At 48.2% G+C, this 25,472-nt stretch carries 20 protein-coding genes and 1 pseudogene; 8 read left to right on the forward strand and 13 right to left on the reverse strand.

Annotated features, from left to right (window positions below):
• Positions 1 to 442 precede the first annotated feature (442 nt).
• The 3 genes from ppnN to ACCI51_RS09860 form a co-directional block, all read right to left on the reverse strand.
• Entirely contained in the window at positions 443 to 1,816 is a 1,374-nt protein-coding gene (gene ppnN, locus ACCI51_RS09850; RefSeq protein WP_371843441.1) for a nucleotide 5'-monophosphate nucleosidase PpnN, read from the reverse strand.
• A gap of 544 nt (positions 1,817 to 2,360) precedes the next feature.
• On the reverse strand, positions 2,361 to 3,194 hold the full coding sequence (locus tag ACCI51_RS09855; RefSeq protein ID WP_371843442.1) for an alpha/beta fold hydrolase: 834 nt from the start codon (positions 3,192 to 3,194) through the stop codon (positions 2,361 to 2,363).
• Positions 3,195 to 3,496: 302 nt separating this feature from the next.
• Positions 3,497 to 5,788 (reverse strand): TonB-dependent receptor, encoded by a 2,292-nt coding sequence (locus tag ACCI51_RS09860; protein ID WP_371843443.1) that lies wholly within the window; start codon positions 5,786 to 5,788, stop codon positions 3,497 to 3,499.
• A 413-nt stretch (positions 5,789 to 6,201) separates the two neighbouring features.
• Here ACCI51_RS09860 and ACCI51_RS09865 point away from each other — a divergent pair, with 413 nt between their 5' ends.
• Positions 6,202 to 6,558: a hypothetical protein gene (locus ACCI51_RS09865; protein WP_371843444.1), complete on the forward strand. Its 357-nt coding sequence runs from the start codon at positions 6,202 to 6,204 to the stop codon at positions 6,556 to 6,558.
• Between the two features lie 6 nt (positions 6,559 to 6,564).
• Positions 6,565 to 7,785, forward strand: coding sequence for a phytanoyl-CoA dioxygenase family protein (locus tag ACCI51_RS09870; RefSeq protein ID WP_371843445.1), 1,221 nt, complete (start codon positions 6,565 to 6,567; stop codon positions 7,783 to 7,785).
• Positions 7,786 to 7,831: 46 nt separating this feature from the next.
• Here ACCI51_RS09870 and ACCI51_RS09875 read toward each other — a convergent pair whose 3' ends face one another.
• Positions 7,832 to 8,896: an FAD-dependent oxidoreductase gene (locus ACCI51_RS09875; protein WP_371843446.1), complete on the reverse strand. Its 1,065-nt coding sequence runs from the start codon at positions 8,894 to 8,896 to the stop codon at positions 7,832 to 7,834.
• 281 nt (positions 8,897 to 9,177) lie between these two features.
• On the opposite strand from ACCI51_RS09875, the gene ACCI51_RS09880 reads away from it, so the two are divergent.
• Together ACCI51_RS09880 and ACCI51_RS09885 are read left to right on the forward strand one after the other, a co-directional pair.
• Positions 9,178 to 9,810 (forward strand): LysE family translocator, encoded by a 633-nt coding sequence (locus tag ACCI51_RS09880; protein WP_371843447.1) that lies wholly within the window; start codon positions 9,178 to 9,180, stop codon positions 9,808 to 9,810.
• A 149-nt stretch (positions 9,811 to 9,959) separates the two neighbouring features.
• Complete coding sequence (locus tag ACCI51_RS09885; RefSeq protein ID WP_371843448.1) at positions 9,960 to 10,298, forward strand: DUF4870 domain-containing protein; 339 nt, start codon at positions 9,960 to 9,962, stop codon at positions 10,296 to 10,298.
• A gap of 186 nt (positions 10,299 to 10,484) precedes the next feature.
• Here ACCI51_RS09885 and ACCI51_RS09890 read toward each other — a convergent pair whose 3' ends face one another.
• The 5 genes from ACCI51_RS09890 to ACCI51_RS09910 form a co-directional block, all read right to left on the reverse strand.
• On the reverse strand, positions 10,485 to 11,255 hold the full coding sequence (locus ACCI51_RS09890) for a reprolysin-like metallopeptidase (RefSeq protein WP_299588448.1): 771 nt from the start codon (positions 11,253 to 11,255) through the stop codon (positions 10,485 to 10,487).
• A gap of 228 nt (positions 11,256 to 11,483) precedes the next feature.
• Positions 11,484 to 12,161 (reverse strand): hypothetical protein, encoded by a 678-nt coding sequence (locus tag ACCI51_RS09895; RefSeq protein WP_371843449.1) that lies wholly within the window; start codon positions 12,159 to 12,161, stop codon positions 11,484 to 11,486.
• Positions 12,162 to 13,481: 1,320 nt separating this feature from the next.
• A complete protein-coding gene (gene cobN / locus ACCI51_RS09900) occupies positions 13,482 to 17,432 on the reverse strand; it encodes a cobaltochelatase subunit CobN (protein ID WP_371843450.1) in 3,951 nt (1,316 codons plus the stop codon).
• 2 nt (positions 17,433 to 17,434) lie between these two features.
• Positions 17,435 to 17,782, reverse strand: a complete 348-nt coding sequence (locus ACCI51_RS09905; RefSeq protein WP_299588458.1) for a DUF2149 domain-containing protein — start codon at positions 17,780 to 17,782, stop codon at positions 17,435 to 17,437.
• The gene (locus tag ACCI51_RS09910) at positions 17,782 to 18,312 is read right to left on the reverse strand and encodes a MotA/TolQ/ExbB proton channel family protein (RefSeq protein WP_299588461.1); all 531 of its coding nucleotides are present in this window, start codon (positions 18,310 to 18,312) and stop codon (positions 17,782 to 17,784) included. The genes ACCI51_RS09905 and ACCI51_RS09910 overlap by 1 nt, the downstream gene beginning before the upstream one ends.
• A 233-nt stretch (positions 18,313 to 18,545) precedes the next feature.
• On the opposite strand from ACCI51_RS09910, the gene ACCI51_RS09915 reads away from it, so the two are divergent.
• On the forward strand, positions 18,546 to 20,717 hold the full coding sequence (locus ACCI51_RS09915) for a TonB-dependent hemoglobin/transferrin/lactoferrin family receptor (protein WP_371843451.1): 2,172 nt from the start codon (positions 18,546 to 18,548) through the stop codon (positions 20,715 to 20,717).
• A gap of 262 nt (positions 20,718 to 20,979) precedes the next feature.
• Here ACCI51_RS09915 and ACCI51_RS09920 read toward each other — a convergent pair whose 3' ends face one another.
• Positions 20,980 to 21,186 (reverse strand): DUF2905 domain-containing protein, encoded by a 207-nt coding sequence (locus ACCI51_RS09920; protein ID WP_299588467.1) that lies wholly within the window; start codon positions 21,184 to 21,186, stop codon positions 20,980 to 20,982.
• A gap of 325 nt (positions 21,187 to 21,511) precedes the next feature.
• Between ACCI51_RS09920 and ACCI51_RS09925 the strand changes: the two are divergent.
• Together ACCI51_RS09925 and ACCI51_RS09930 are read left to right on the forward strand one after the other, a co-directional pair.
• Positions 21,512 to 21,819: pseudogene (locus ACCI51_RS09925) on the forward strand (NrtR DNA-binding winged helix domain-containing protein).
• Between the two features lie 64 nt (positions 21,820 to 21,883).
• Entirely contained in the window at positions 21,884 to 22,804 is a 921-nt protein-coding gene (locus tag ACCI51_RS09930; RefSeq protein ID WP_371843452.1) for an ADP-ribosylglycohydrolase family protein, read from the forward strand.
• Between the two features lie 148 nt (positions 22,805 to 22,952).
• Here the strand turns inward: ACCI51_RS09930 and ACCI51_RS09935 are convergent, their stop codons facing one another.
• Genes ACCI51_RS09935 through ACCI51_RS09945 form a run of 3 tightly spaced genes read right to left on the reverse strand, consistent with a single transcriptional unit; the run spans position 22,953 to position 23,737 of the window.
• Positions 22,953 to 23,138, reverse strand: coding sequence for a hypothetical protein (locus ACCI51_RS09935; RefSeq protein ID WP_371843453.1), 186 nt, complete (start codon positions 23,136 to 23,138; stop codon positions 22,953 to 22,955).
• The gene (locus ACCI51_RS09940) at positions 23,098 to 23,400 is read right to left on the reverse strand and encodes a hypothetical protein (protein WP_371843454.1); all 303 of its coding nucleotides are present in this window, start codon (positions 23,398 to 23,400) and stop codon (positions 23,098 to 23,100) included. Before ACCI51_RS09940 ends, ACCI51_RS09935 begins: the two co-directional genes overlap by 41 nt.
• Entirely contained in the window at positions 23,375 to 23,737 is a 363-nt protein-coding gene (locus tag ACCI51_RS09945) for a hypothetical protein (protein WP_371843494.1), read from the reverse strand. Before ACCI51_RS09945 ends, ACCI51_RS09940 begins: the two co-directional genes overlap by 26 nt.
• Before the next feature lie 432 nt (positions 23,738 to 24,169).
• On the opposite strand from ACCI51_RS09945, the gene ACCI51_RS09950 reads away from it, so the two are divergent.
• A complete protein-coding gene (locus tag ACCI51_RS09950; RefSeq protein ID WP_371843455.1) occupies positions 24,170 to 25,330 on the forward strand; it encodes a PQQ-dependent sugar dehydrogenase in 1,161 nt (386 codons plus the stop codon).
• Positions 25,331 to 25,472: the final 142 nt, after the last annotated feature.

Below are 25,472 nucleotides of genomic sequence, written 5' to 3' on the forward strand. Positions count from 1 at the left end.
ATCTCCAGGAATTTAAATTGACCCCAATATAAGAAAATCCTGAATAGCATTCGCTATATCAATAAAATCTATGGGCAGACCGAGTCCTGGCATGAAAAATTGGCGGGTATAGAGTAAAGACATACAAATACCGACAGCCACCAAAGGCAGTACAACCCGAATCCAGAGAATAACAGAAACGCGACAACAATTAAGAACAAGGGTGCCACGCCCTCATTTATATAGAAAAACCAAAAATTGATATGGCAAATCCAGCAAGAAAGTACAATGTACTTGGTACCACAAGCAGCAAAGCGGCCACTATCACAACAACAGTAGCCAGGGTGCTTGACCTCTACCTTCCCCCACAGCCTAAAAACCCTTTCTATGAGAGCACAGGTCAATAAATCAGGAAAACAAATACATGATTAGCACAGCCATTTATACTTGGTACTCCATACCATTATTCAGAAACCACTCGATAACAAGGGATATACTCCTTGCCTGGAAGCTTCATTCTCTGCTGCTTGACAAAAGACTCTAACATAATATCGATACTGTTTATTATGCCTGGATCACCACGCAATTCATACGGTCCATTTTTCTCCACCAAACGGATTCCTTCATCTTTTACATTGCCAGATACAATTCCGGAAAATGCCCGCCTTAGGTTAGCCGCCAGTTGGTAGGGCTTTTGATTTTTATGCAATTCAAGATTCAGCATATTTTCATGGCTCGGCATAAATGGCTGCTGAAACTCTTGTGCCACCTTCAACTTCCAATTGAAATAATAGGCATCACCTGTCTCCTTACGATGAGACTTAACCTCTCGAATACCTACCGCCATTTGCCTGGCGACCTCCTCAGGATTATCAATAATGATTTGATACCTTGACCTCGCCTCCTCCCCTAAAGTGGAAGCAATAAACTCATCAATACGTACAAAATAATCTGCAGCGCTAGCCGGCCCAGTAAAAATAACGGGAAAAGGTTGATCCTTGTTATCCTCATGCAAGAGTATACCCAATAGGTAGATTATCTCCTCGGCGGTGCCAGCTCCGCCCGGAAAAACAATAATCCCATGGCCTGTGCGCACAAAAGCCTCTAGCCTTTTTTCTATATCCGGCATGATGACAAGCTGGTTGACAATTGCATTCGGCGCTTCTGCGGCAATGATTCCCGGCTCAGAAACCCCAAGGTACTGGCCGTGCCTGTCACGCTGCTTGGCATGACCGATTGTAGCCCCTTTCATTGGGCCTTTCATCGCTCCAGGGCCACATCCGGTACAAATATCTAGATATCGCAGCGCCAGCTCGTAACCTACTTGTTTGGTGTAATCGTATTCCTCTGACGAAATGGAATGCCCTCCCCAACACACCACCAACCTAGGTGCGCGTACCCGATCGAAAGTGCCGGCATTGCGTAAAATATGAAAGACAGCATCAGTAATCCCCTGAGAAGAGGTTAAGTCATGTAGTTGACTACCTGTGATTTCACTGTTCACATAAATAATGTCACGAAGTACTGCGAATAAATGTTCTGCAATACCACCAATAATTTTACCGTCCACAAACGCGCTGACCGGGGCACTTTTGAGTTGCAACTTGACACTGCGCTCGGTTGGAACAACCGAGATATCAAAGTTGGAATAGGTTTCTAAAAGCTCTTTTCCATCGTCCATATAACCGCCGCTATTCAGCACCGCCAGCGAACAGTTGCGAAAGGTTTGGTATTGAGAGCCGCGGCTTTCATGGCTGAGTTTATTAATTTCATACTTGGACAGGATATCAAACTGCCCTGTTGGTGCGATTTGTGCGTCAATTAGATCCGTAGACATATAATCCTCTTATAAGACTGAGAGCCCCCCCAGCTCATAAAATACTTTCCAGGGACTATTAAAGTGTAATCTAAGTTTCTGATTTGACTAGCTTTTTAATTTACTTTTGGAGAGCCCATTCAATAGCGGAAAATAATTGATGCAAAATTGATCAATTCGGGAGGGATCAAGAAGCTGAATAGAACACCAAAATGCTCCCACTCGAACTCAAGACGTGAAGAGCATTTAATTAGCTTAAATTGCGACTTGTAACCTTAAAAACTCAAGCGGCGTCTGTTAAAAAGGCGGAAGAAAATACATTACCCGAGGAACATTATAAGACACAGAAATTTATTGAGAATATCGAGAATGTTCTTACAGCCTGCCTGCAATAAAAGTCATTTTTACGTCTATCCGAATGTATAGAGGTAGTCTAGATACACGAATTCGATAGTTCTGACTTGATCTGACAACGGCCGCTTCCAAGCCTTACCCTGCCCGGTCAAGTCAAGTCAAAACCAGTACAAATCCAAGAGTGAACTGTCTTCAATAGGTCATCAAAAACCTATTCAACTTTAGATAAAAGTTGATCCAGCTCTTCAAGTACAATCCACGGATCAGTTCCATCGTACAGATGCGAGGAGTATTTCATAATGACATGCTTAGCGTTCTCACTAATCTTGGAGAGTTCAATTTGCGATTGATCCCAAGTTCTGTTGTAAGCATCCACATCTGCGTAACTCATTTTAGTCTGACGGATTGCAGTATGTGGCAGCCCTCTACTCATCACCGTAATTGGAATTTCCTTCTTTAATTCATAACGCTCTGGCTTTGATGCGGACTCTTTGAAATCCTCAAAGGAGTGCTTTTCCTTTTCCCACGCCATAATCCATTGCATTGTTGCCCAACCCTCCTTGGATAGTGAAGACCTCAAGTTACCGTACCAAGACTCATGTGCTGCATCCACAAATAGAAGGGCAGAGACGCTATTGGGGTTTTCACTCGCGAATGCCCTTGCCACTAAACCACCAAATGAGTGGGCCACAAGAACTACGGAGTCCCATTCTTTAAACTCCACGAACGCCTTGAGTTCAGCAGAAAGATCATCCATCGATCTAACTCCTGGAACTGCATGCTCACTTTTTCCAGCTCCAGGTCGATCGTAGATACAGAGTATAAAATCATCAGAAGAGAATTTATGAAAGGTATTCTTATAGGTGCTGTGCGCATCTAACCCCATACCTGAAACCATCAATATCACTTTTTTACCCTCACCCTCCTCTTTGCAGAGATAGGAGATTGTATTGCCTCCAATGTTAACAAGTTTATATTTATGCTCATCTTGCGCCCAAACTGAGCAACAAAGAATGCCTAATAAAAATGCGGTGTAAATTTTCATAATCATCCTTGGAAGCTATAACTTACATTTAGCCTGCCGAACGAATAATTAGTATAACCCATCAATTTTGCAGCAACAATGCAGGCACTACCCCAGAAAACCTATCCAAGGAAAGCCACTATAACGTTTGCTTTATAAGAGCATGGTTAATTGCCAAGGAAAATAACCAACCTGAATAATGCTATCTATTCGATCAAGCTGGTGATTTTAAGGATAAGTGGTAAAAACGTAGGCATAAAAAAGCCGCACAAAAATATTGTGCGGCAAAGATCAGAAAGCCTATGGGAGAGGCTTGAGCCGAACTAGAAGTCGTAAGCAATACTCAACTTGATATTGCGCGGCAGGATATAGCGGACATTGGAAGCCAGAGGATTACGAGGGTCACCCTCGGTAATGCCGTCTTCATCAGTGAGATTGTCCACCGAAAGCTGAACGGAAATATCGTTTAGATAAGCTATAGCCCCCAGGTCCACTTTGGTATACCCCGGCAAGGTCACTAAGTTTTCGCTGTCATTAAAACGATCCCCCACTCGGCTGATCCCACCAAATATTGCCATATCAATATTGTTGACGGTGAAATCATAGTTTTGGCTCAGGCGAACCTGATACTTGGGCTGGCGCATCACCTGATTGCCTTCGAATTGACCACTGGTAATCTCCGGTTTCTGTAGAGTGGCATTTAGGCCTAGGGTAAAGTCTCCCCAGTGCACCTTGCTATCCAACTCCAATCCCAGCGCCTTGGTCTCCAGGCGAGTACAGGTCCCACTACCAATAATGCAGTCCGGCATACCTTGGGTTTCGTTATAGAAGAAGGTGGCGAACAGGGAGTAGTCTTGATCCTGTAATTTATAGCCCAGTTCATACTGGTCGATATCGATGATCAGGTCGGACCCCGCCAGGTAACGATCATCAAACTCGCGGTAGTTATCGAAGTCGGCAAATTTAAAACCGGAGTTGATGCGGAAGAAGGCACCCATGCTCTCTGCAAATGCCCAGTCCACTGCGGCGGTGTAGGCAAAGCCCTCCTCATCGGCTTTATAGGTGGTAAATACTCCGTCTCGAATCCCCTTATCGACCGAATAGTTGGTCTCACGATTGGCAGAGCGCAGCCCTAAATCAAAAGTAAAATCGCCCAGGTAGTACTCACCGGCCAGGTAGACAGCGCTTTCACGCGCATCCCCCACCGCCTCCACATCGTACTTCCAACCACAGGTCAGTACATCGGGCACATTGTTACAGGCCAGCTCACCGGTAAGTGCGCCGCCATCGGCTGCTCCAGTGATCAGTTCGCCATCCTGACCGAGCACATAATATCGTTGGTTGCCGATGGACCACCACTCATCCACCTCCCAGCTGGAGGTGTAAAAACCGCCGGTGAATTTAACATTATCCCACTCCTTGGCCAGACTGAAATCGTTGGTGGCTGCTTCAATATCCTTACGCACCACCCAGGCACCAAACTGTTGCACCAAGGTCTCGCCAGATAATTCAGCGCCCGAAGCTGTTATAACGGCCTGATCTGTGAGGGTATTCAGAGCCAGAGGCGCCCCATCCGGGACAAAGCCCAGGGTATCGGCACTACCGCTGGTCAGTGCAAAGCGCTCAGTAAGACTCCAGCCATCCCCTAGATCCAGCTCTAAATATGCACCGGCCACACTACCATCCCAGCCACGACCTTCCCCCAGATCAAAGGTTTGCCAGCGCACAGTCGTCCCACCGCTGCCATCACCCTGTGTAACAGGCACAGAGACCTTTCGATTACTCTGGCCAACCTGGGTGTAATCGGTGGGCAGGAAAGCGGCGTTGGGTAAATACCAGGTGCCGGTATCCTTCGTGTCACGCACATAAAAACCGGCTTTGCCGCTGTCCATCTCTTTGGTCAGATGTAGGGTGAACTGATGGCCCTCCTCTGCATTGAATCCGGCATCGCGGATACCTGGAGAAGTGCTTAGGTAACCGCCCAGCATGTAGTAAACATCGTCACTGAGCTTGCCGGTTAACACAGCATCCGTACGCTGAAGATCGTAATCGGAAGTGGTGTATTTAAAACGGCCCTCGGTTTCTTCAGTCCCCTCTTTCAGGATGAAGTTAGTAGTGAGACCGGGCTGTCCGTTTGAATAGACTGGGTTGGGGCCACCCCGCAGCCCCTCAACCCGCTGAATGGTGTCATCCACGCGAAACAGTGAAGAGTTCTCCAGAAAAGAAAGTGTCGGCGCCGGATAGAGCGGCAGGCCGTTCATAGATACCGTGACGAAAGGCGCGTCGCTGCCACCGGGAAAGCCTCGCACATCGATATTTGCGCCAGATACACCACCGGAACTCTCAACCCAAAGACCCGGAATAGACTTCAGCAGATCAGCGGTGCTCGACGGAGAAGCCTTACCAATCTCATCGTCACCCAGAGTAGTAACTGAGAAGCTAGCTTCCAGCTTTCTAACACCGGTACCACCGGGAGTCCCCGTGGTGATGACTTCCTCGATCATCCGCTCTTCCCCGCTTACCGGTGACACAGTCTCCTGGGAAATGGCTGCGCCACACAAACCTATCGATACGGTCGTCAGAGTGACCGCCAGCGCTAGAGGCCTCTTTTTCATCAACTCTTCCCTCTCATCGTCATTCTTATAAATTTTTTTGGTGTGGCCAATTTAGGCCCATAGCCTCAATCGATGACGGCCATAAGCCAGGCCTGCCCTGTGAGACAACACCTTCTAGGCACTATAATTTGACAATGCAATCGATTGCAAGACGTGTTTGGGGTCATTCTGTAGGATTTAGTCACATTTACTAAATAAGTTGATCGCAGCCAGATATCCTCCCCCGGTAGCCACACACAATGGCTCAGAAGCCAAACACAATGGGTCAGAGGCCAAAATTGCTTATTGCTTTGAAAGCGAGGAAAGGCCTTCCTACAGTTTTATGAGTCTTCTTAGCGAGGCTGTTCGAACCGCATAGACACAGCGCTCGACAACCCGCTCAGAAGTCGCTGCCGTTCAACTGAGGACTCCAAATGGCCAACAGCACCTGCCAACAAACTGACAACCATTCCCACAAACATGGGCCACATTGTGGGCACCCCGCCATTCGACACGGAGACCATGTGTGCTACGTGCATGATGGCCACCTGCACCATCCTCACCGGGACCACTACGACGAACACGTTCTAGAGGTGAGCACAAAAAACCCGAATGACTGCAATCCCATCAATGCAAGTACCCATGCAACTCACGTTCACGGGGAGAACTGCGGCCACACACGGATTCCCCACGGCGACCACTTCGACTATCTGGTGGATGGGCGCCTACACCATGTCCATGGCGACCATTGTGATGATCACGGGCCAGTGGAAGTCATTCATGAGCGGTAGGTCGCAATGCCGAAAAACAGCACACTGGCGGAGATGCACAAGGAAGCTGGCACCCTCCAAGAACTGGCCCAATTTCCCATTACCTGGACCCAGCGGCTAAAAGTAATTGGGCTGGTATCAGCTATAGGTTTCTACAAACTCTTTTTTCTTCCATGGAAGAAAAAAGAGCGACAGCAACTTTTTGCAACGCTGGATCAGCTAACAAACTTAACGATTGACCTCCCCACCCCATCGGCCACCCAACAAGACAGCAGGTACTTCCTGAGCGCACAGGACCGCACATTCTTCACAAAAAACGGTTACCTACCTCCCTTTCGGGTAATTTCCAGTGAAGAGGCAAGCGCACTAAAAGAGCTTGCTATTCGAGAGTACAAAAGTGGCTTTGGCGGCATATCCTACTTAGGCAGTAGGATTCGCGACATAGAGAAGAAATACAATCGTTGGACTATCGAATATGCAGGCCTGTACCAGGCCCTGCGGCTCAAACCGTTTAGAGAGCTTTTGCGAAAGCCTCAAATTGCTGAGCGATTAACGAGCCTGCTCGGAGATGAAATTCTATGCTGGCGCACGCAGTTCTTCGATAAAATGCCCGGTGCAGAAGGCACCGCCTGGCACCAAAATGCCACATTTCGTGAAGCGGGCAAATATGCGAAATTACAACCCACGCAAAAAACATCTCCCGCATTGATTCAACTGAATGCCTGGGTAGCCTTGAGCGACTCTACCAGAGAGAACGGCTGCCTGCGTATTTTGCCTGGCTCCTTCACAGATGCCAGAATAAATTACCTCTATGAATTTATCCCGGAAAATGAACTTTTCTTTTTTTCTCTTCTACCATTCTCCCCTTCCTTTCTCTATAAACTCGGTAAAATTGCTTTATATGGAAGGCTTTTCCATAAGAGTGCCGTTATTTTATTCAGCGCAGAAAAACTTTTGGGGGATAATTTTTTTGACCAATTTGAAGTCAAGGATCTGGAGATGAAAGCCGGTGAGTGCCTGATTTTTTCCTCTCTAAATATGCACGCCTCCTACCCCAACACTTCCAGAAAGGATGAAAGATTCTCTTTTGTGGGACGCTGTACAGCTAACCATGTAAAAGTCGCCCCACACGGCAAAGACAGGTACCCGAGTCTTGAAGGACCAATAGAGTATACGATACCCGAAGTAAGTACCTTTCAGGTTTATGGGAAAGATACCTATGGACTGAATAAAATTCTGGATGACTGACTCTAGCTCACCAATAGTCATCCAACATCTCAGTGGAACTATGCAATTAAATTTCCGTTAAATGACGAATATAACCGCGACGAATTACGGGCACAACATCGATAGCTTTAGCCAGAATCCATAACCCGCATTTCATCAGAAAGTTATTTGAAGTCACTACCTTTCGGGCAAATTCAGTTTTCCTAATTACTTCTTTAGCTATTTTGTGGCGTTCACAGGCATATTGTTCCACTTCCCCTCGAGAAATGGCCCCAGCTGCGGCCACAGCATCGGCAATTCCCAAGTTCATTCCCTTGCCGCCGACCGGTGAATGACAGTGGGCCGCATCTCCAGCGAGCAGGACCCTATTTTTATAATAGGTTTCTGCCTGCCTGACGGATATCTGGAAACTGCCCAGGCTGTGTACTTTTTTAATATCAAGAGGCTGCCGAAGGGCGGAAAGCGCATCCTCTTTAGAAGAAACCACCCTGACATGCCCCCGTCCTAGTGGCAAAACAATACTCAGACTGTTGCCCGGCTCCTGTAAGTTCACCGTAACCAAATTGGGAGGTATGTACCCGTTTACCTCTACATCGGCAATCGACCACCACTCTGGTAAATCTAGTCCTGGATACCCTATTGCCATTTTCTGACGAACCAGAGAGTAAACGCCATCAGCACCGATCACCCAGTCGAAAGATTCCTTGTAATGATTAGAATATTCCACTACTGCAGAGGAGTCTTGACTGGCAATATCGGTTAATTGCAAACCATACTGCACATCAACCCCCCGCTCCCTGAGTACACCCGCCAAAACCGATTCTGTTTTATTTTGCGGAAAAAAAAGTCCGACCTTCCCTAGGTATTCTTTAGAGGAAAGGTCGAGAAACAACAAGCGCCGCCCATTTCTCAGATATTGAAGCCCCCGCATCGGCACCGCCTCAGAGAATAAATCCGCGGAAACGCCAATACTACTGAGTAGCTCAATCGTAGAAGGGAAGATACCAACAGCACGAGAGAGCTGGGAGGGCTGACTGCGGCGCTCAATGATCTGACAATCGATCCCTTGCAACGATAATGCACAGGCGGCAGTGAGGCCCGTTGTCCCCGCCCCAACAATCAGAACTCTCATCAATCACTCACCGATCAGCATGCTTCTCTAGAGCATAGAAGAGCCCCTTTAAGCATCATCCCGGTAAACTAGTACAAACCACGACCTACTAATATTGCGTGAGATCACACCACGGAGGCTGATATTGTCGACCTATTAGCTAACTTAGAGAACTTATAAGCAAAAGAGCCAGGGACCCCAGGAGGTTACTCTAGTGAAATTGCATGATATCTATCTGAGGGGCGGGTTGCGGGCATTACAGCTATAATGGCGCCCCAGAAAATTTCTCTAGAGTCAATTTAATGCCCGAAATTCCGATTTTAGTGACATTCTTTGGCGCATCTGCCCTGCTGGCACTCTCTCCTGGGCCGGACCTGCTATTACTATCAACGTACTCGGCAGCCCGAGGTTTTATCGCTGGTTTTTTGCTCAGCCTGGGTATATTTCTGGCAGGGCTAACGCAAACGTTCCTTGTGGCCTTTGGTCTCGGGCACATCATGCAGACGATTCCTGTTGTTGCCCTGGCGGTAAAGACACTAGGAGCACTTTACCTAGCGTGGCTCGGGATTAACTTAATACGCCAGTGGCGTTCCAATTTAGGAAACACTCAAAGGCAAGCAGTCACCGAGCCTCTGAGTGCCTCACAACTCCTCAGCAGAGGGCTGATCAACAATTTAATGAACCCAAAGGCTTTAGTTTTTTTCAGCTTGTTTTTACCGCAATTTACGAGCCCTACCCAGCCCATCACCCAACAGATACTGCTACTAGGATTTCTCCTAAGTACTATTGCACTCACTGTAAACACAGCAATTTCTTTCTCTTTTAGCAGGCTGAAGCAGACACTGAGTCATCAATCAGCATTCAGCCGACACTTCGATGGTTTTTTAGGTGTGGTATTCCTAGGCCTGGCCGGTCGCCTGGCGTCAGAACACTGAGAGCTAGGAATGGGGAAAAAAGCAACAGAGAAAGGCAAGCGCGAGGCATCTGACCGCCACGGCAGACAAGTGGCTTTGATCCAAGCCGTAAAGCGAGTAATTTCAGCCGTTAATTAACAGGAGTATGCTGTAATGGATAACTACAATCCATGGGGACTAGAAAGAAACACCTTTCTAATGCTTTTACACTAAGCCAACTGGCCTGGATTATTATCCCTGGAGCCGGATTCGTATTACCTGTTATTATGTGGGCAACCACTAAAGATCAGGTCATTGAAGTTGATCGCCATGGCAAGATGATTTTCAACTGGATGATCAGCTTGTTTATCTACTCCATCATAAGCACTATTCTAATTATCCTGGGCGTCGGTCTTTTAGGATTGTTAGTTCTGGCCTTAATCAATGTAATCTTTATCCTTATCGGGGCTGTTCGAGCCAACGATGGGATATTCTGGCGATATCCACTCAGTATTCGTTTTTTTAAATAAGTTTAAAGATATCCTCAATATTTAAACTTGAGGTTTTCCCAGTTATCTTTGCGTTTTATAAATAGCGGAATATGAAAGCCAGGGAAAACCCTGGCTTTCATCTAGCCGATGACTAGAGGCGCAAGCTAAGGCTAATATCTGCAAATAGCCAGCGTGCTGTTTTTATCGTAAAGATAAAGCGGGTTATTAATAGTAACCAGCAACATCGTCCACGATCGGGCCCAGCGCTTTGTAGGCATTGGAAATATCCTTGCCGTTAGAACGCTCACCACAAGGCAAACCACCACACTCATTCCAGTCAGGATCAGAGAACCAATCGTACTGGGTAACATTGGATCCGTATCTCCATGGGTAAGCCATAATAGTGGAGAACTTGTTGTCTACACCATGGCCCATACCATAAGAGTAAACGCCACCAGAAGTATCACCCTGCTTGGTGGAGTGCGTCAGACCCATGTTGTGGCCCAGCTCATGGACGAAAGTGTTATAACCACAGTCAACACCAGTCACGCTGTAAGCACGCTCTTTAGCGCTGTTGTACATGGTGCCATTGCTACCTTGGCCAACCCAGGCAATGCCACAAGTAATGTAGGTGCTACCGTTCTCAACAACCTCTTCGGCTTTCGTCAGGAAAACCACCATGTCGGCTTTTTTGGACGAGCGCCAGCTATTCACGCTGTCGTGAAAAGTGATCAGGTCCAGAGTTGCTTCGTTAACACGAAAGTCAGAACTGGAAGCTTCCCAGCTATCAACCAGATTCAGCTGGATATCAACACCATTCCTTTTAAAGGAATTATTGGCATAGCTGATGTAGTTATCAATTTTTGCAGAAATGTCACCGGTGTGCTGTGCAGCTGGATCGGTGTACATAATAGCAATATCAACAGTTTCGGCAGTTGCAGCAGCAGAAACGGTCAGTGCAGCAATAGTAGCTGCCAGGCTTTTCTTAAAACTCACTATAGACTCCTTTTATTATAAGTAGTGCATACTCTATTTTTGACAACCAGTAAATTTACTGCCTGCCTGATAGTGTGTTAGCAATACGCAATTAATACCCTGACTCGACTAAAAGATCGTCCTGAATTTTTAACCGCCTGTGAAGATAAACTTCTGGTATTCGCAGGATTTACATCAGCTCTCCTTAGCTTGATTATCGATTTGAAGAAATACCTTCAATCAATTCTTTTACTCAAAATCATTTAGAGGAACGTCACTGTCTTTCCAGTCTTTTTCGCGCTGCGCCTCAGATGATAGGTCTTTATCATGCTTCTCAACATGATTTGAAATTAGGGCACCGTTGGGTGCAATCCACGCATATCCATCCTGGGCTTCAAGAGTATAAGAGCCTGCGGGCGTGTTTAGCTGGGCATACACGGAGCTTTTACCGATAGTCAAAGTGGCTCCATGCAATCTAGACTGGCCCAAAAAGTTCAATTGCACACTTTTATTCCCGCTTGCATGCTGCTCAACATCACCGACCTGGGCGTCATAGACACTTTCAAGACCCGGCAGATCAATATCAACATAGTCGCCGGTTTCAAGTCCCCTCAACCTCTCCATATCAAGTTCCAGATAGGTTTCCCCATTGAGATCTACGGGTAGGCGTCCATTTTCATGCAACACCTCTCTTGCAAGATCTGATTCTGACCAAAGTGATTTTTCACTATCTGCAACAACTTCTTCCGGAATTCCGCTGTCATCAACAGTCTCGGCAGAAGAAGATTCAACAGGAACCCTGTCAACGACCATTTTAGGCTCAGGTAATTTAGCGGAATGTTCTACTTGGGCAGGCTGGCTTTTAATCCAGAAAAAATAGCCTGCGCCCAAAAACAGAATCAACACAGGAAATGCCAATTTCTTCACGGCTTGCACCCCAAACAATTATTTATAAAAAGTCGCACCCAAAACAGGTGAAAACAGCTTCACGGCCTCTTACACCAAACAATAATGAGGTATAAATAGAGATTCCTAAGCCGCCCCGAAAGAGACGCACTATAGTATCAACACCTCAAAATTTATTTGGAAAGTACTTCACAGAAGAAAACGAAACCAAATTTTTTTTTGTGAACCCTCTCACCTCAGCGAGAAAATTTACACATCTCAGCGAGACAGACATAGGTCCATCGACTCGACTATAAGTTCAATAAAATTTCCCACACTCTTAATTTCGGCACCAAATGGCAAGAATCAAAATAAAAAAACAAAACTGAACACTCAACCCAGCCAAAAATGACGACTCAATCCCACAATGAAAGCAACCCTCTTCACACAGTACTCACTTCACTCTGGGCAGATTTTTACCGGGTAAAAATTAGCCACCTATAAAAAGTATTCCTATTACAGAATTTCCCTACTCTGATTACCCCTCAGCAGAGATTAAGTGACATAGATCTCACCACAGCCACTTTGCAACCTTAATCAGGCCCTCACTTTTTGAAGCCAGGCCACTCACTCCACTTAGATATCTGTGGCATTTTTTTAGAAAAATGAAACCTGAATGGCTTTGCATGACGAACCAAACCATTTACAGCCTTCACAACCTGGAGGCTTGAAACCAGCCCCTGTATTTTTCTTTAAAAGTCAATCACACACTTAACCCACCAGACGTGGGAGGAACACCTTTAGGAGGCTCCTGAAATTTCAACAAAAGGACTGAGCTATGCACGCTTTGCTCCGAAAAAATGGTTTCAACTGGAACTATTTTTTGCTTTCTCTTCATTAGTATTTTTTCTGAACACTGCAGAAGACAATTCCGATACCCCCCCACAAGAAATAGGCTCTAGCCATAAACCGAGAAAGAGCAGAAAAAATTTTTTATCATTTTCAATTTTCTTGGTATATATTTCCGGCTCTTGCCAAGAGTTGTCATTCCGACACAATAAATCTGAGCACTCTGTCACGTTAGGGCTTTACCCTTCTTAACACTCCCTGTATTTCTGAGACGCTTCACCAAGATTTCCACGCAATAATTTTTTCAGAAATTTTTTACACCGATTCCAATAAGACTTGGCGGCACTCAGTTTTTTAGGCGTGGCGAACAGTAGTCAGTAAGGTGGGGCTTAGAGGTATAAGATTGGCGGATTCGCCCTAGAGAAGGCCAGCGCTAAAGGAGAGTGCAGCTGGTTTGGTGTGATAGGCAGTAGTTGAAAAAATTGAGCGGGGCTGTTGCACAGCCCCCTCCCCTTAAGCGTGGGTAATTCGCTGATTACCCATAATGAAAAACCGATCAAAAAACACACTCAAAAAGCCTGCCAGTAAAATTCCCAGCAACACCAACCACAAAAACTCCTGTGTCTTTTGTTGTGGTTTGGACTCTTGTACTTGCTCAAGTTTCTGACCACTAACCTGTTGAGGCTCAGCCGTGCTGGCCGCAACATCATTAATCGCCTGATTACTCAACAAGGGCGTAAGACCAAAGCCAAGGGCCTGCTCGCTCACAAAGTCAGAAAATTTCTCATTGTCTGTTGCGACATCATATTGATTGGCAAGCTCAGTGTACGTCTCTACCATTTTCTTGAGCGTTTCCGCATCGGCCGGCCAATAGCCTTTACGCACAGCCTCAAGCATTCGCTCCAGCATTTGCGCCATCGCTTCGGCGTTGTGCTCCTCGAAGAATTCACGCATGTCCATCTGGTATTTATCCTCCACATAGACCTCGAACATTTCCTGCCACTGGTCATCACGGATCGTTTCCGGAGTCATCACCTCCCAGCCCCACATATTATTCACCCTATCCAGAATTGCTGTGGCCCCGGCATAGCCGGACTCCTGCATTGCCTGAATCCAGCGCGGGTGAAAATAACGGCTGCGCATTTCCTGATTGACAAATTCTCCCAATGTCTGGGTTTTGATGTTGTCCTTACGGCGTAGGTTTGCGACATACATCTCCGGTGTCTTGCCATCCAGGTTACGCACGGCAAGGCCCATACCGCCAAAATACTGGAAGGGGTCATCGTTGGTCATCATGGCGTAGAGGTTAGTGGAACGAGAAAAAATCACTCCGTCGGTACCCGACAGTACCCGGCCATACAGCGCAGCGTTACGCGAATCTTCGCTCCAACGGGATTCATCTTTGCCGTAGGCAAAACCCATACGGCGCATATATAAGTCTGCCAGTTTGTCGTCGGTCTCCCAGCTATCAGAAGCTAGGCTGGCGCCATTCAGGCCGGTACCGTAGTTACCACTCTCATTGGAAAAGATTCGCACCGAAGAGAGGTAGCGGGCATCTTTCTCAGAGTTACCCTCCTCCACTAGCTGTTGTTGCAGGGCCTGACTGTGGCGATAGACAAAATTATTCTCCTCCTTCATCTGTGCCACCTTGTCGATTGCCTCAGCTAGCCACAACATCACATTGGGGAAAGCATCGCGATACAACCCCGTTGCCGAAATCACCACATCAATACGCGGGCGCTTCAACTCCGAATAGGGAATCACCTCAGTTCCGGTCACATTGCCCTGCGGGTTCCATTTTGGCTTGAGCCCCAAGGCATGCAGTATCTGTGCTTCAAGTGCGCCCTGATGGCGCATGGTTTCCAGGGACCAAAGTGAAAAGGCCAACTTATCTGGGAAGCGTCCGTGCTTTTCACGGTAGTTGGCGATGGTTTGTTCCATTAACTCTACGCCAGCTTCATAGGCCTCTTTGGAGGGTACTTTCGCCGGATTGAATCCAATCAAGTTGCGCCCCGTGGGCACGGCTTGGGGATTGCGAATGGGGTCACCCCCATGACTGACCGGGATATACTTGCCATCGAGTGCCGACATCAAGTTTCGCAATTCGGCAATATTGGCAAAATTCTCGGCATACTCGCGGCCCTGCTGCAACTGCTTTTGCAATCCCGCGGAGATTTCCGGCAACCCCTCGCCCGCAAGGTAGGTCTTTAATAGCTGAAACCCGGGCTGGGCCTCCAAGGCGACTACATTGCGCTCATCGCGCTGCTGTTCATCCGGTAGACTGAGGTTATGCTCAGCCTCAAATTTCCCCGCTGCTGTGATGTAGCCCTCGCCCAGCATTTGCAACATGGTGCTGGTGAGATGTTCAGACTTGGGTAGTTGACCGAAACGATGAATACCCAGCGGATGGCTCATTTCTGCCAACTGGCCGAGGTGATCCTGCAGACGGCTGAGCTGGCGATCAAAATCAGCCCGCAAAGCTTCCGCGCTAATCTCCAGATCCTGAAGCATATTGAGCGTGTCGGCCAGCTCAATTATGCGCACCTGCGTATTCTGACGAGTCTTCCCCTCTTCCAAAATCAGGTAGTTGCCAATCAGCTCCGAAAGTTCGGCGACTTCCGCATAGAGACCTGCTTTGGCAAAGCCCGGTGTCAGGTGACTGATCATGGTGGCGCGTCCGCGGCGTTTGGCCTGCATGGCTTCACCAACATTGTCAATAATGTAGGGATAAAACACCGGGATATTTCCCAGGGCCAAATTGGGTGCATCGTAGACAGAAAGTCCTCGCTCTTTTCCTGTGAGCCACTCCTGCGAGCCGTGGGTACCCAGGTGAATATAGGCATCGGCCGCAAAGGTCTTACGCGCATAAAGATAAACTGCCAGGTAGGCATGGTTCACCGGGCTCTTCATATCGTGGTAGAGAGCCGAGTGATCCCCGGCTGTATCAGCACGCACACCTTGAGGCAGTACTACCAGGTTGCCCAAAGTCATGCGCGGTATCACAAAGGCCGGCTCACCGTTGTGCTCGGCCAACATGGCATTATCTCCCGGCTCTCCCCAGCGCTCCACGATTGGCTCACGTACTGAAGCCGGCAGAGCATTAAACCAATCCAGGTAAGTGGACAGCGGCATCCAATCTGCTAATCCTTTATCAATCAACGTAACGCTCTCTTCGCGGCGGTAATAAGGGCGCAATAACTGGCCCGCCCAGTCGATCAAGGTCTTGGAGTCCCGCTGGTCTATTTGGTAGCCGCGCTCTGCCATGGCCTGGGCGATCGACTCTATAGAAGAAGGAACATCGAGAAAGGCCGCACCAATATTTTTTTCGCCTGGGGGATAATTCCAAATAAAGGTGGCGACCTTTTTTTCGGAGTTTGGCTTTTGCCCCAGAGCGGCATGGCGCCAGGCACGCTCCACTAGAGCGTTCATCTGAACTTCCATTACCGCTCTATCGCCCTCCTCTTGCGCGGCAATAACAACCGGGTCAATGCTGCCGGTATCTTCCGGCATTACTAAGAAGAAAGGTGTTAGAGAAGGAGAGACACCACTATGGTCTGCAAAGTAATCTACCTCACCGCCCTCGGTATAATTCAGGGCATGAATCACCGGCACACCCAGTTTTTCGAACTCGGCGCGGCGCTTGCTCACATAATGTAAGGAGCGGTAATTGATCATTAGATCAATACGAGTGTGCCCTTCTCCATCCTGCAACAGATCCGGGTAGGACAGGGGCAGGTCTTCGCCTTCAAAAAAGAAGGCGAACGCCTTGGCACCTTTCATTTCCAGCCCCTGCAATAGGGTATCCACCACCTGCTGCTGTTCGTAATCTACCACCGAGCGATGAATAGCCACGGCTATCACCGGCTGTTGATCCGCAGGTTGTAGCCAGCGGAAGAAGTCTTCTTCACGATCGGTCACCAGCTGCTCCCAGCGCGGGTGATAAAAACCCACTTTCGGAACAGCATATGGCTCCGGCACATTAGCTGAGGAAAAGTTAAATATCTCTGTCGCAAGGAACTGCATCAGGTGGCGATAGTTTTGCCGGCCGGCATTATTAAAGTAGGCTGCAACCGCTTCATGCTGTACCAATGGTAAGCCCTGATTCATCGCTTTATTCGATAAATCCCCCAAAGACACTACCGGTACTTCGGGGTACTGGCTGAGCAGCGGTTCGAACTTGCCAAACATAAATTGGGAAAGTGCCGGATTGATACCATCCAATAGCACAAGATCCGCCGAGCCCCATGCCTGGGCGGTTTGCTCTTCACTCTTGCCCTTGCTGTTAAACACTTCCAGCGCGAACGGCTGATCTGCGGCCAGTTCGGAGAGCAACCTGCCCTTGGCCTTAGCGGTATGGCTGGACATCATCAATAAAACTTTGGGCTTCTCATTGGCTTGCGTGACCATCCCACAAAGCGACGCAACAACAAAGCTCACCAGAAATACACAGGCTTTCTTCAACACGACTAGTTACCTCCTGCGGCCTTATCTTTTGAGGGCGTTTCTTTGCCTTCCGGTACATACACCAGACTGCCGTCTGCCATTTGATAGGCGACCCCCGCACGAGTGCCCTCTCCCGAACCAATTTCGCCGGAGGATTTGTACTGCTTAATTTCTTCTCCGTCTTTTACGATCACTTCCATATTGGGCTCACCGGCATTTTTGATCACCGTGACCTTTTCATTGGAAAATACATTTAGCGGGTTTTGCGCGATGGCAATAAGCAGTGCGGCAATAATCACTAGAAAAACATCAATCAAGTTCACCGCGCTTAAAATTGGATTGAGCTCTTCATCTTCATCCAGGAAGCGCATCAGGAGGCCTCCTTTAACTTACGAATGTTAATTAGCTCGGCGGCAAACCAGCGTTTCTTCACTGAGGCTGGCCAGAAGGTAAGGGTAGAAATTACCAGCCCCCAAATTACCGCAGCGAAGGCAATAATCAGATTTTCGCTAATACCCTGAATATTGCCATCGGCCAGTGCCCGCAATGCCGGCCCCATGGGGATCATGGTGGCGATCAGGCCTAGCATGGGGGCGATACGGGTCGCCATACGCAGCAATTCCAATTTTTTTAGGGCGAAAACCTCCAGCTCGTCATCACAAGCCAAAGGATGTTGCACGTAATAATTGTGTACCTGATACCCCGGCAAACCCTCTATCCGACCTTGTTGCAAGGCCAAGCGATAGCTGTCCGCATTGCGGCCACGCAGCACCCACAACGAAATAAATCGCCCGATGGCGAATAATGAGTAGACAAACAGGGCCAAAATCGCCAATAGGACTGGGGCCATAAACAAATCGGCCACGTCCGCCATTAGGTTTTCAACTATCGAAATATTCATTGCAAGCCTCCTCAGCCCAGCACTTCCACTCTTGATCAATGGCCGCGGAAACTAGCGGAAGTACCCGCTAACGTCAAATTTAATCTAATTGATAGTGATTCGCATTTAGCTTTACATTATTAAAATCATCCCTATAATTCTCCACCAGCTGGCCCTGGCGGTGGACTTTTACACCAGCCCCTGTGGCCAACCGACAAGTGCAGCAATATAGAATCCATCTCAAGGACAACACCATGAAACTTCGCCCTCTCGCAGCGGCCTTATTGGGCTTGGCCTCCGCCTCTGACCTGCATGCCGATAGTTCCGAATCTACAGCGAGTAACGATCTAGAACTGATCGTTGTCAGTGGCCGTGCGGAGAAACCGCTGAAGGATGTTGCGGGCAGTGTTTCTGTTGTCACCAATGACGAAATTGAGCAATTACAGCTGAACGACATGAATCAGCTGTTCCAATACGAACCAGGCGTGGAAGTAACCGGTGCCGCCGGCAGTGCGCAAAATATCCTGGTACGCGGCATGGGTGGAGACCGTGTACTGATCATCAAAGACGGTATGCGAGTGAATGAAGGCTATGGAGCGAATGGTCAGAATGACATCATTGGCCGCGGCTTTATTGAGGTGGATACCCTAAAGCAGGTGGAAATTGCCAAAGGCGCTGCCTCCTCGCTGTACGGCTCGGATGCTTTAGCGGGTATCGTGGTGTTTACCACCAAAGATGCCAATGACTATCTGGAAGATGGCGAACAGTTCGGTGGCGCAGTCAAAACGGGATATACCGGCATTACCCATCAATCACACGTCTCTCCTACCCTGGCCTTACGCACCGGCCATTTTGAACAGCTGTTGCATATGACCTACCGTGATGGCGAGGAACAGCAAAACTTCGACGAGAGTCAAAACCCCTTCGAGATAGAATCCAAGAGCCTGCTATACAAAGCCAAATACAAGCTCGACGGCGAAGATTTCATCAATTTCACTATCGACCACTGGAATCAGGAAAGTACCGGTGACAGTGCAGATGGTCTCCTTCACTATTTCCGTGGCCTGGCCGACTATGGCTACAACATCAAAAAAGAGCAGTCCCTCTCCGACAAACAGACCCGCGCATACCAGTTGCGCTACCACAGCGAAACCCCAAGCGCATTTTATGACCAGTTGAACATCAACCTGTATAAAAATGAATCCGAGCAGGAGGACGAACAGTACGCACAGCTGGATATCAACGCCCCCATGTTCGGTGTTATTGAAATCCGTGATATGTGGGAAACCAGCCTGTACAGTCAGGACACGATTGGCCTACTGTCCAATGCCAGCAAAATCCTGAACGAAACCCATATCCTGGGATATGGCCTCGACCTGGAACAAACCGAAAGCCAGCGCAGCGTTCACCAATATCGTGAAGTGAAAGGCAATTCCACCCTGGATGTAACCACAGAAAAATTCCCAAAGAACGAAGTCTCCCGCGCAGGCCTGTTCCTCAACGATGAAATGACTTTTGCCAATGGCCAACTGACCATCACTCCCGGCGTACGCTATGACTGGTACGAAATGGACCCCAATGGCGCAGAGAAATCTGACGGTACCCCCTTTGCCACTATTGAAGAGAGTAATTTCTCCTTTAATTTGGGTGCCCTGTATAGAATCAATTCGCAACTATCCGCTTTCGCCCAATACGGGCAAGGTTTTAAGGTACCGGCCTACGATCTGGCCTATATCGAGCACTACTTGCAGCCAACTTCCAGCTACGCCTACCAAATATTACCGGCGGATGACCTCGATCCCGAAACCAGTAACACCTTCGAGCTCGGCCTGCGCGGCCATCTGGGCCCGATTGCCTTCAGTACCGCGGCCTTTTACACCGAATACGATGATTTCCTGGAAACCGTACTGATAAACAGCGAAATCATGAACAATGACGACGGCAGCTTCTCCCACGTATTCGAGCAATACCAATACCAAAACATCGACTCTGTGACGATCAAGGGAGTTGAGTTGAGTGCTAACTGGTATCTGACCCCAGCATTTGAACTATTTGCTAATGCCAGCTACCAACGCGGTGAAAACGATACCACTGGTGAATACCTCACCACTATCAGCCCTCTTTCCGGCGTGGTGGGTGCCAGCTACACCAGTGCGAAACTCTCCAGCCAGGTACTGCTACGCTGGGCAGACCGGATGAATCGCGTTAATGATGGGAAAGCCGAAGTTCCGAATTATGGCGCAGTGGACTGGACCCTGGGTTATCAGCTGATGCACAAGATGTCCTTTAATCTGGCCGTTAACAACTTGCTCAACAAGGAATATGTGCCCTACCTGAACGTGGCTGGTTGGGATAAAGGCAGTGACCTCACGATAAATTCCGCACCGAGGCGCACTTTCTCGGCATCCCTTAAGTACGATTTTTAAAGACGTTTTTTTGATTGTTGATCCGGCGAGTTAGTGTATCGCCGGGTTGATGCGGCACAGCGGATGTGCCGGGCTGGTCACGGCCAGCACACCCCCTGAAACTAAGTCACTCTGCGCTTTGCGCACTTTCAGGGGTGGTGATCAAATAGGTCACGGATGACCTTTTTTGATAACAGGAGAAATTTTTCTCCCACTCTCCTATAAGTCCCTTGCGGCCGTACCCCATGCGGCCTTTTTTTATCCCACCCGTTGACACAATCGTTCAGCGCCGGAAGAAATTCACGAGTAAACTCAGCACCAAACTTATAATAATCATTGAAACAATAGGAAAATAAAACCGCGTGCGGCCGGACTCAATACGAATATCCCCCGGCAAACGTCCAAACCAATTAAACAGCCAAGGGGCAAAGTGCATAAGGACACCGACTATCAGCAAAATTATTCCGGTGACGATCAACCAACGGGACATCTCCCCTCCTTCGTATAGCGGCCCATTTAGGGTGCCTATAAACTTCAGGTCTCTTTTATCACTCCTTTTAAGCTTCAAACCCAAATTCCAGGATAGACTCTTTCACAAAGATCGTATAACTGAAAACGCAAAGCGCTTGAGCTCAACTTTTGATACCGCTACCATAAGTGACCAACTGACACTCATTGTCAAGATGAACGAAAAAGAAAATTTTGCCTGCTATAACAAGAGCAGTTTCGATACGCCACTCATTACCGTGGATGCCGCCCTCTTCACTTACCAGGATGGCCACCTTAAGATCTTGCTGGTTGAGCGCTCAAACCAGATGAGTCTGGCATTTGATCATCTGCAAATCATCAATACTGCACACGACCGCCTTATACAAAAGGCCCTTTACAGCATTATCCCCGCCTATGCCCTACCAAAAAAATTCACCCTACCAGAGCTTCAGCAGGTGCATGAAGTGATTATCAGCAAGCCACTACAAAAAAATCCTTTCGCCAGCGTATTGAACAGGCAGACCTTTTGATCGATACCGGCGAAAAACGCACGGAACGGGGCCGCCCAGCCACCCCGTACACTATGCATGCCAATTCAGGAAGACACACGTTTGTACGAAATCTTGAGTTATAGCGCAGAGTAGAATTTATCGAAAACACTAAATATCATGAGTGAGTACACTGAGAAGGATTTTTAAGTGAGTTTCAATGTATTAGACAAAGTAAAAGGTTGCCTGGTGGGGCTCGCCTGTGGTGATGCCGTAGGCACCACACTGGAATTTAAAAGAAAGGGGGAATTCACCCCTATATCCGATATGATGGGTGGGGGGCCATTTGGTTTAGAAAAAGGACAATGGACCGACGACACCTCTATGGCGCTCTGCCTGGCACACAGTTTACTCCTTCAAGAGGGTTTCTGTGCTATCGACCAGATGAATCGCTACTGCAACTGGTATCAATATGGGTATATGAGTTCTACAGGTGTGTGCTTCGATATTGGCGCTACAGTACAATCCGCTTTAATTCGGTACCTGGAAACGGGTAATCCTTTTAGCGGCTCTGTTGCCACCCGCTCATCCGGTAATGGCTCCCTGATGCGGCTAGCACCAGTACCAATTTTTTTCTTATCTTTGCCTTCTGAGGCAATCCATTATTCTGGAGAGAGCTCCAGAACAACCCATGGGTCCACCGAGTGTATTGAGAGTTGTCGATTTTTTTGCGACCTAATCCTTTCTGTGTTCAACGGCACCACTAAAGACAACCTTCTTCACACCTTAGAATACACACCAAACTCTGAGAAGGTTTTTAGTATCGCCAAAGGTGAATTCTTACAGCAAAGTTATGAGGAGCTGACAGGCAGCGGCTACGTAATCGAATCCTTGATATCTGCTCTCTGGTGCTTTTTTAATACCGATAGCTTTCGCGAAGCCATACTGTTAGCCGCAAATATTGGGAATGATGCCGATACAACCGCTGCCATCTGTGGCCAAATAGCTGGAGCTTACTATGGAATCTCTGGAGTCCCTGAAGAATGGCAGCAACAAATATGCTGGTCAGAAGATATTATTTTATTAGCAGAAAATCTTTACAGAACCGGTTTGTTGGTGAGTCCTCAATAGGGCTCTAAGCGCCCCACGCCCTCAATTTATTTAGGGGTACTTTACCTGATGGTAAATAATAGAGCGGTCATTCAATGAAGATTCACGCAAAAGCAAAGAGCCGGCACAAGCCAGCTCTTATTGTAAAGACTGACCTTTCAACTCACTTTCATGGCAAATTCATCGTGCCTCGTTTGATCTTTTGTAGCAGTTCAGCGCCCATACCAAAGGCGATATTCCCCGCACTTTGTTTCTGGGCTTTCATAGTAGCCAGAATGTTCCCTATGGTGTGGCGAGAAACACCATCGCCCGTATCACGCGGATAAATTCTGGCAGAACCCGGTATTCTTTCCATTGATCCGGGCCCCAAAGATATCGATCAATCGCTCTATGGTTTGAGTTACCACCTCGACAGGATCGCCGCTACCCAGGCGAATTACCAAGGTTCCACCATTAAGCTCAACATATTCCTTTAACTCTCCACCCCATATATTTTCAAGGGCATTCCACAGGTCATAGCTGTCACTCACCACCGCCAACAAACGTCCATCCTTGGAAAATTGTTCAAGCATATTGGCATAGGCATCGGCTTCATGCTCCCGGCTCCAGCTCGTCATCGTACTTTGCTCGGCTGCGGGAATTGAAAACCCGGCCATAGGGGTGTGGTAATATAGGGGCGTAGTAATAACGACGCCCAGCCACTATTGTCGCTATGATATCGGTCCCCTGAAAGTTCACCAGATGAGCCAGCCCGCCGATAGCCGCTGTTTCCTCAGTACTTGCAGCGTGAGCACCAAAGTCATGTAGTTTAAATGGGAGTCCCTCCAGGCTATCCGCGGTTTCCTGCAGATATTGCTGGATGAGTTTCTTGCCTTCACGGCTCAGGGTTGCGACCGTTGTCAGGGAACAAACCGCCTTGCTGTATTTTTGCTCCAGTCTGCCCAGAGCAATCACCCTCAAAATTACTGTCTTTAGGACGCCAATGTGTCAACGCAGATTATATCCGGCATGATACTGTTCGAGTTTGTGTGCCATAACTCTGTGTAGGAAGTGTGATTTACGGCCAAAGCGAGAAATTATCTTCCGTGGACTTTTGGAAATATTCTGCTTTTGAGCCAAAATCAATATTCAGGGAACCTCTGAATAATTCTGTAAAACTTTGGCTTTTAGAGCACAATTCGCTCTAAAAGCACCGTCGTATCGGCCTTGAATGCCTCATCTTCTGCGTTTTAGCGGCTTCAAAGGGTTCAGTGAACTTCGTAGCAGTATATGCTTCCCGCAAAGTCATTACGGCATTATTCAGAGCTTCCCTTACTATTACCCCACTATGTGGACCTCACTCAGATCCCAGGTGGTTATCCCCTATTACAAGTCCAAGGAGCCAAAGTGAGAAGGATTTCTATCACCGCGAGCCTGCTACTGGCTTGCGCCGTCAGCTCATTAAACTGCTATGCTGACCCTCACATCTCTCGAGGCGCCATCCCCGTAGAAAACAAGGTAAAAATTAGCCCAGTAGCCGGGCCGATACCCTACCCCTGGGGTCTAGCCCTGTTACCCGATGGCACCCTGATCATTACCCAGCGCGATGGCAAACTCCGCAGCGTCAAAGGTAATCAACTAACCGATGCCGTTGATTTTCCCACCAATGTACTCTTTGAAGGCCAAGGGGGGCTGCTAGATGTTGCCGCCAGTCCTAACTTTGAAAAAGACCAGTTGCTCTATTTCAGTTACTCCACGGGAAATACTGAGAACAATCGCACAGCAATTGGTCGAGGTAAGTGGCAAAACGGGCAGCTGAAGGATTTCGAGGAAATTTTTAAAGCGGCCCAGGGGAAAAAGAATAGTGCGCACTTTGGCTCGCGTCTGGCTTTCCTGCCAGATGGCACTCTGTTGGCCAGTATTGGGGACGGCGGCAACCCACCCCAGGACTTTCTCGATGTCTTTGCTCGCGAACAGGGGCAAAATCTACAGACCCACTTTGGCTCGGTGATCCGTATAAAACCTGACGGCTCAGTACCTGACGATAACCCCTTTATTGGAGTGGATGGTGCCCTTCCAGAAATCTGGAGTTTTGGCCACCGTAACCCTCAGGGATTGGCCATCGATCACGAGAACCAAATTATTTGGTCCTCCGAGCACGGCCCCGCGGCGGGAGACGAGCTAAACCAGTTAAAGAAAGGTGCAAACTTTGGCTGGCCTAGGGTGACCTTTGGTAGGGATTATCGCGATGGCTCCAATATCGCTTTTAAGATAGCCGGCCCGGAATTTGTCTCCCCGTTTCTCGCCTGGATCGATACCCATGCTCCCGGTGGCCTTACCGTTTATACAGGTAAAGCCTTCCCCGAATGGCGCGGTCACCTGCTCTCGGCAGGCCTCGTGAGCCAGGATTTACGCCTTATCAATCCGCAGGGTGATCCCCTTAACACGGAAAGCCGAATTGTGATCGGTGAAAGAGTCAGAGACTCGGAAATCGGCGCAGACGGCACACTTTACGTCATCACGGATGGCCCTCAAGGGCGCCTGCTTCGTATTGATCCCGCTCAATAAACGCTTTCGCCAGCGGAGTCGCTGCGGTCTAGGTGGGGGCCGCAGTGAATCGCTCACCTTTACAAAAGACCGCTTCAAATGAGCACTTATTGTGTAATACCCAACCGCTTTTCATCCGATACAAAGCCACCATAGAATGGCC

This window comes from Microbulbifer echini, assembly GCF_041447225.1.
Lineage (GTDB): Bacteria > Pseudomonadota > Gammaproteobacteria > Pseudomonadales > Cellvibrionaceae > Microbulbifer > Microbulbifer echini.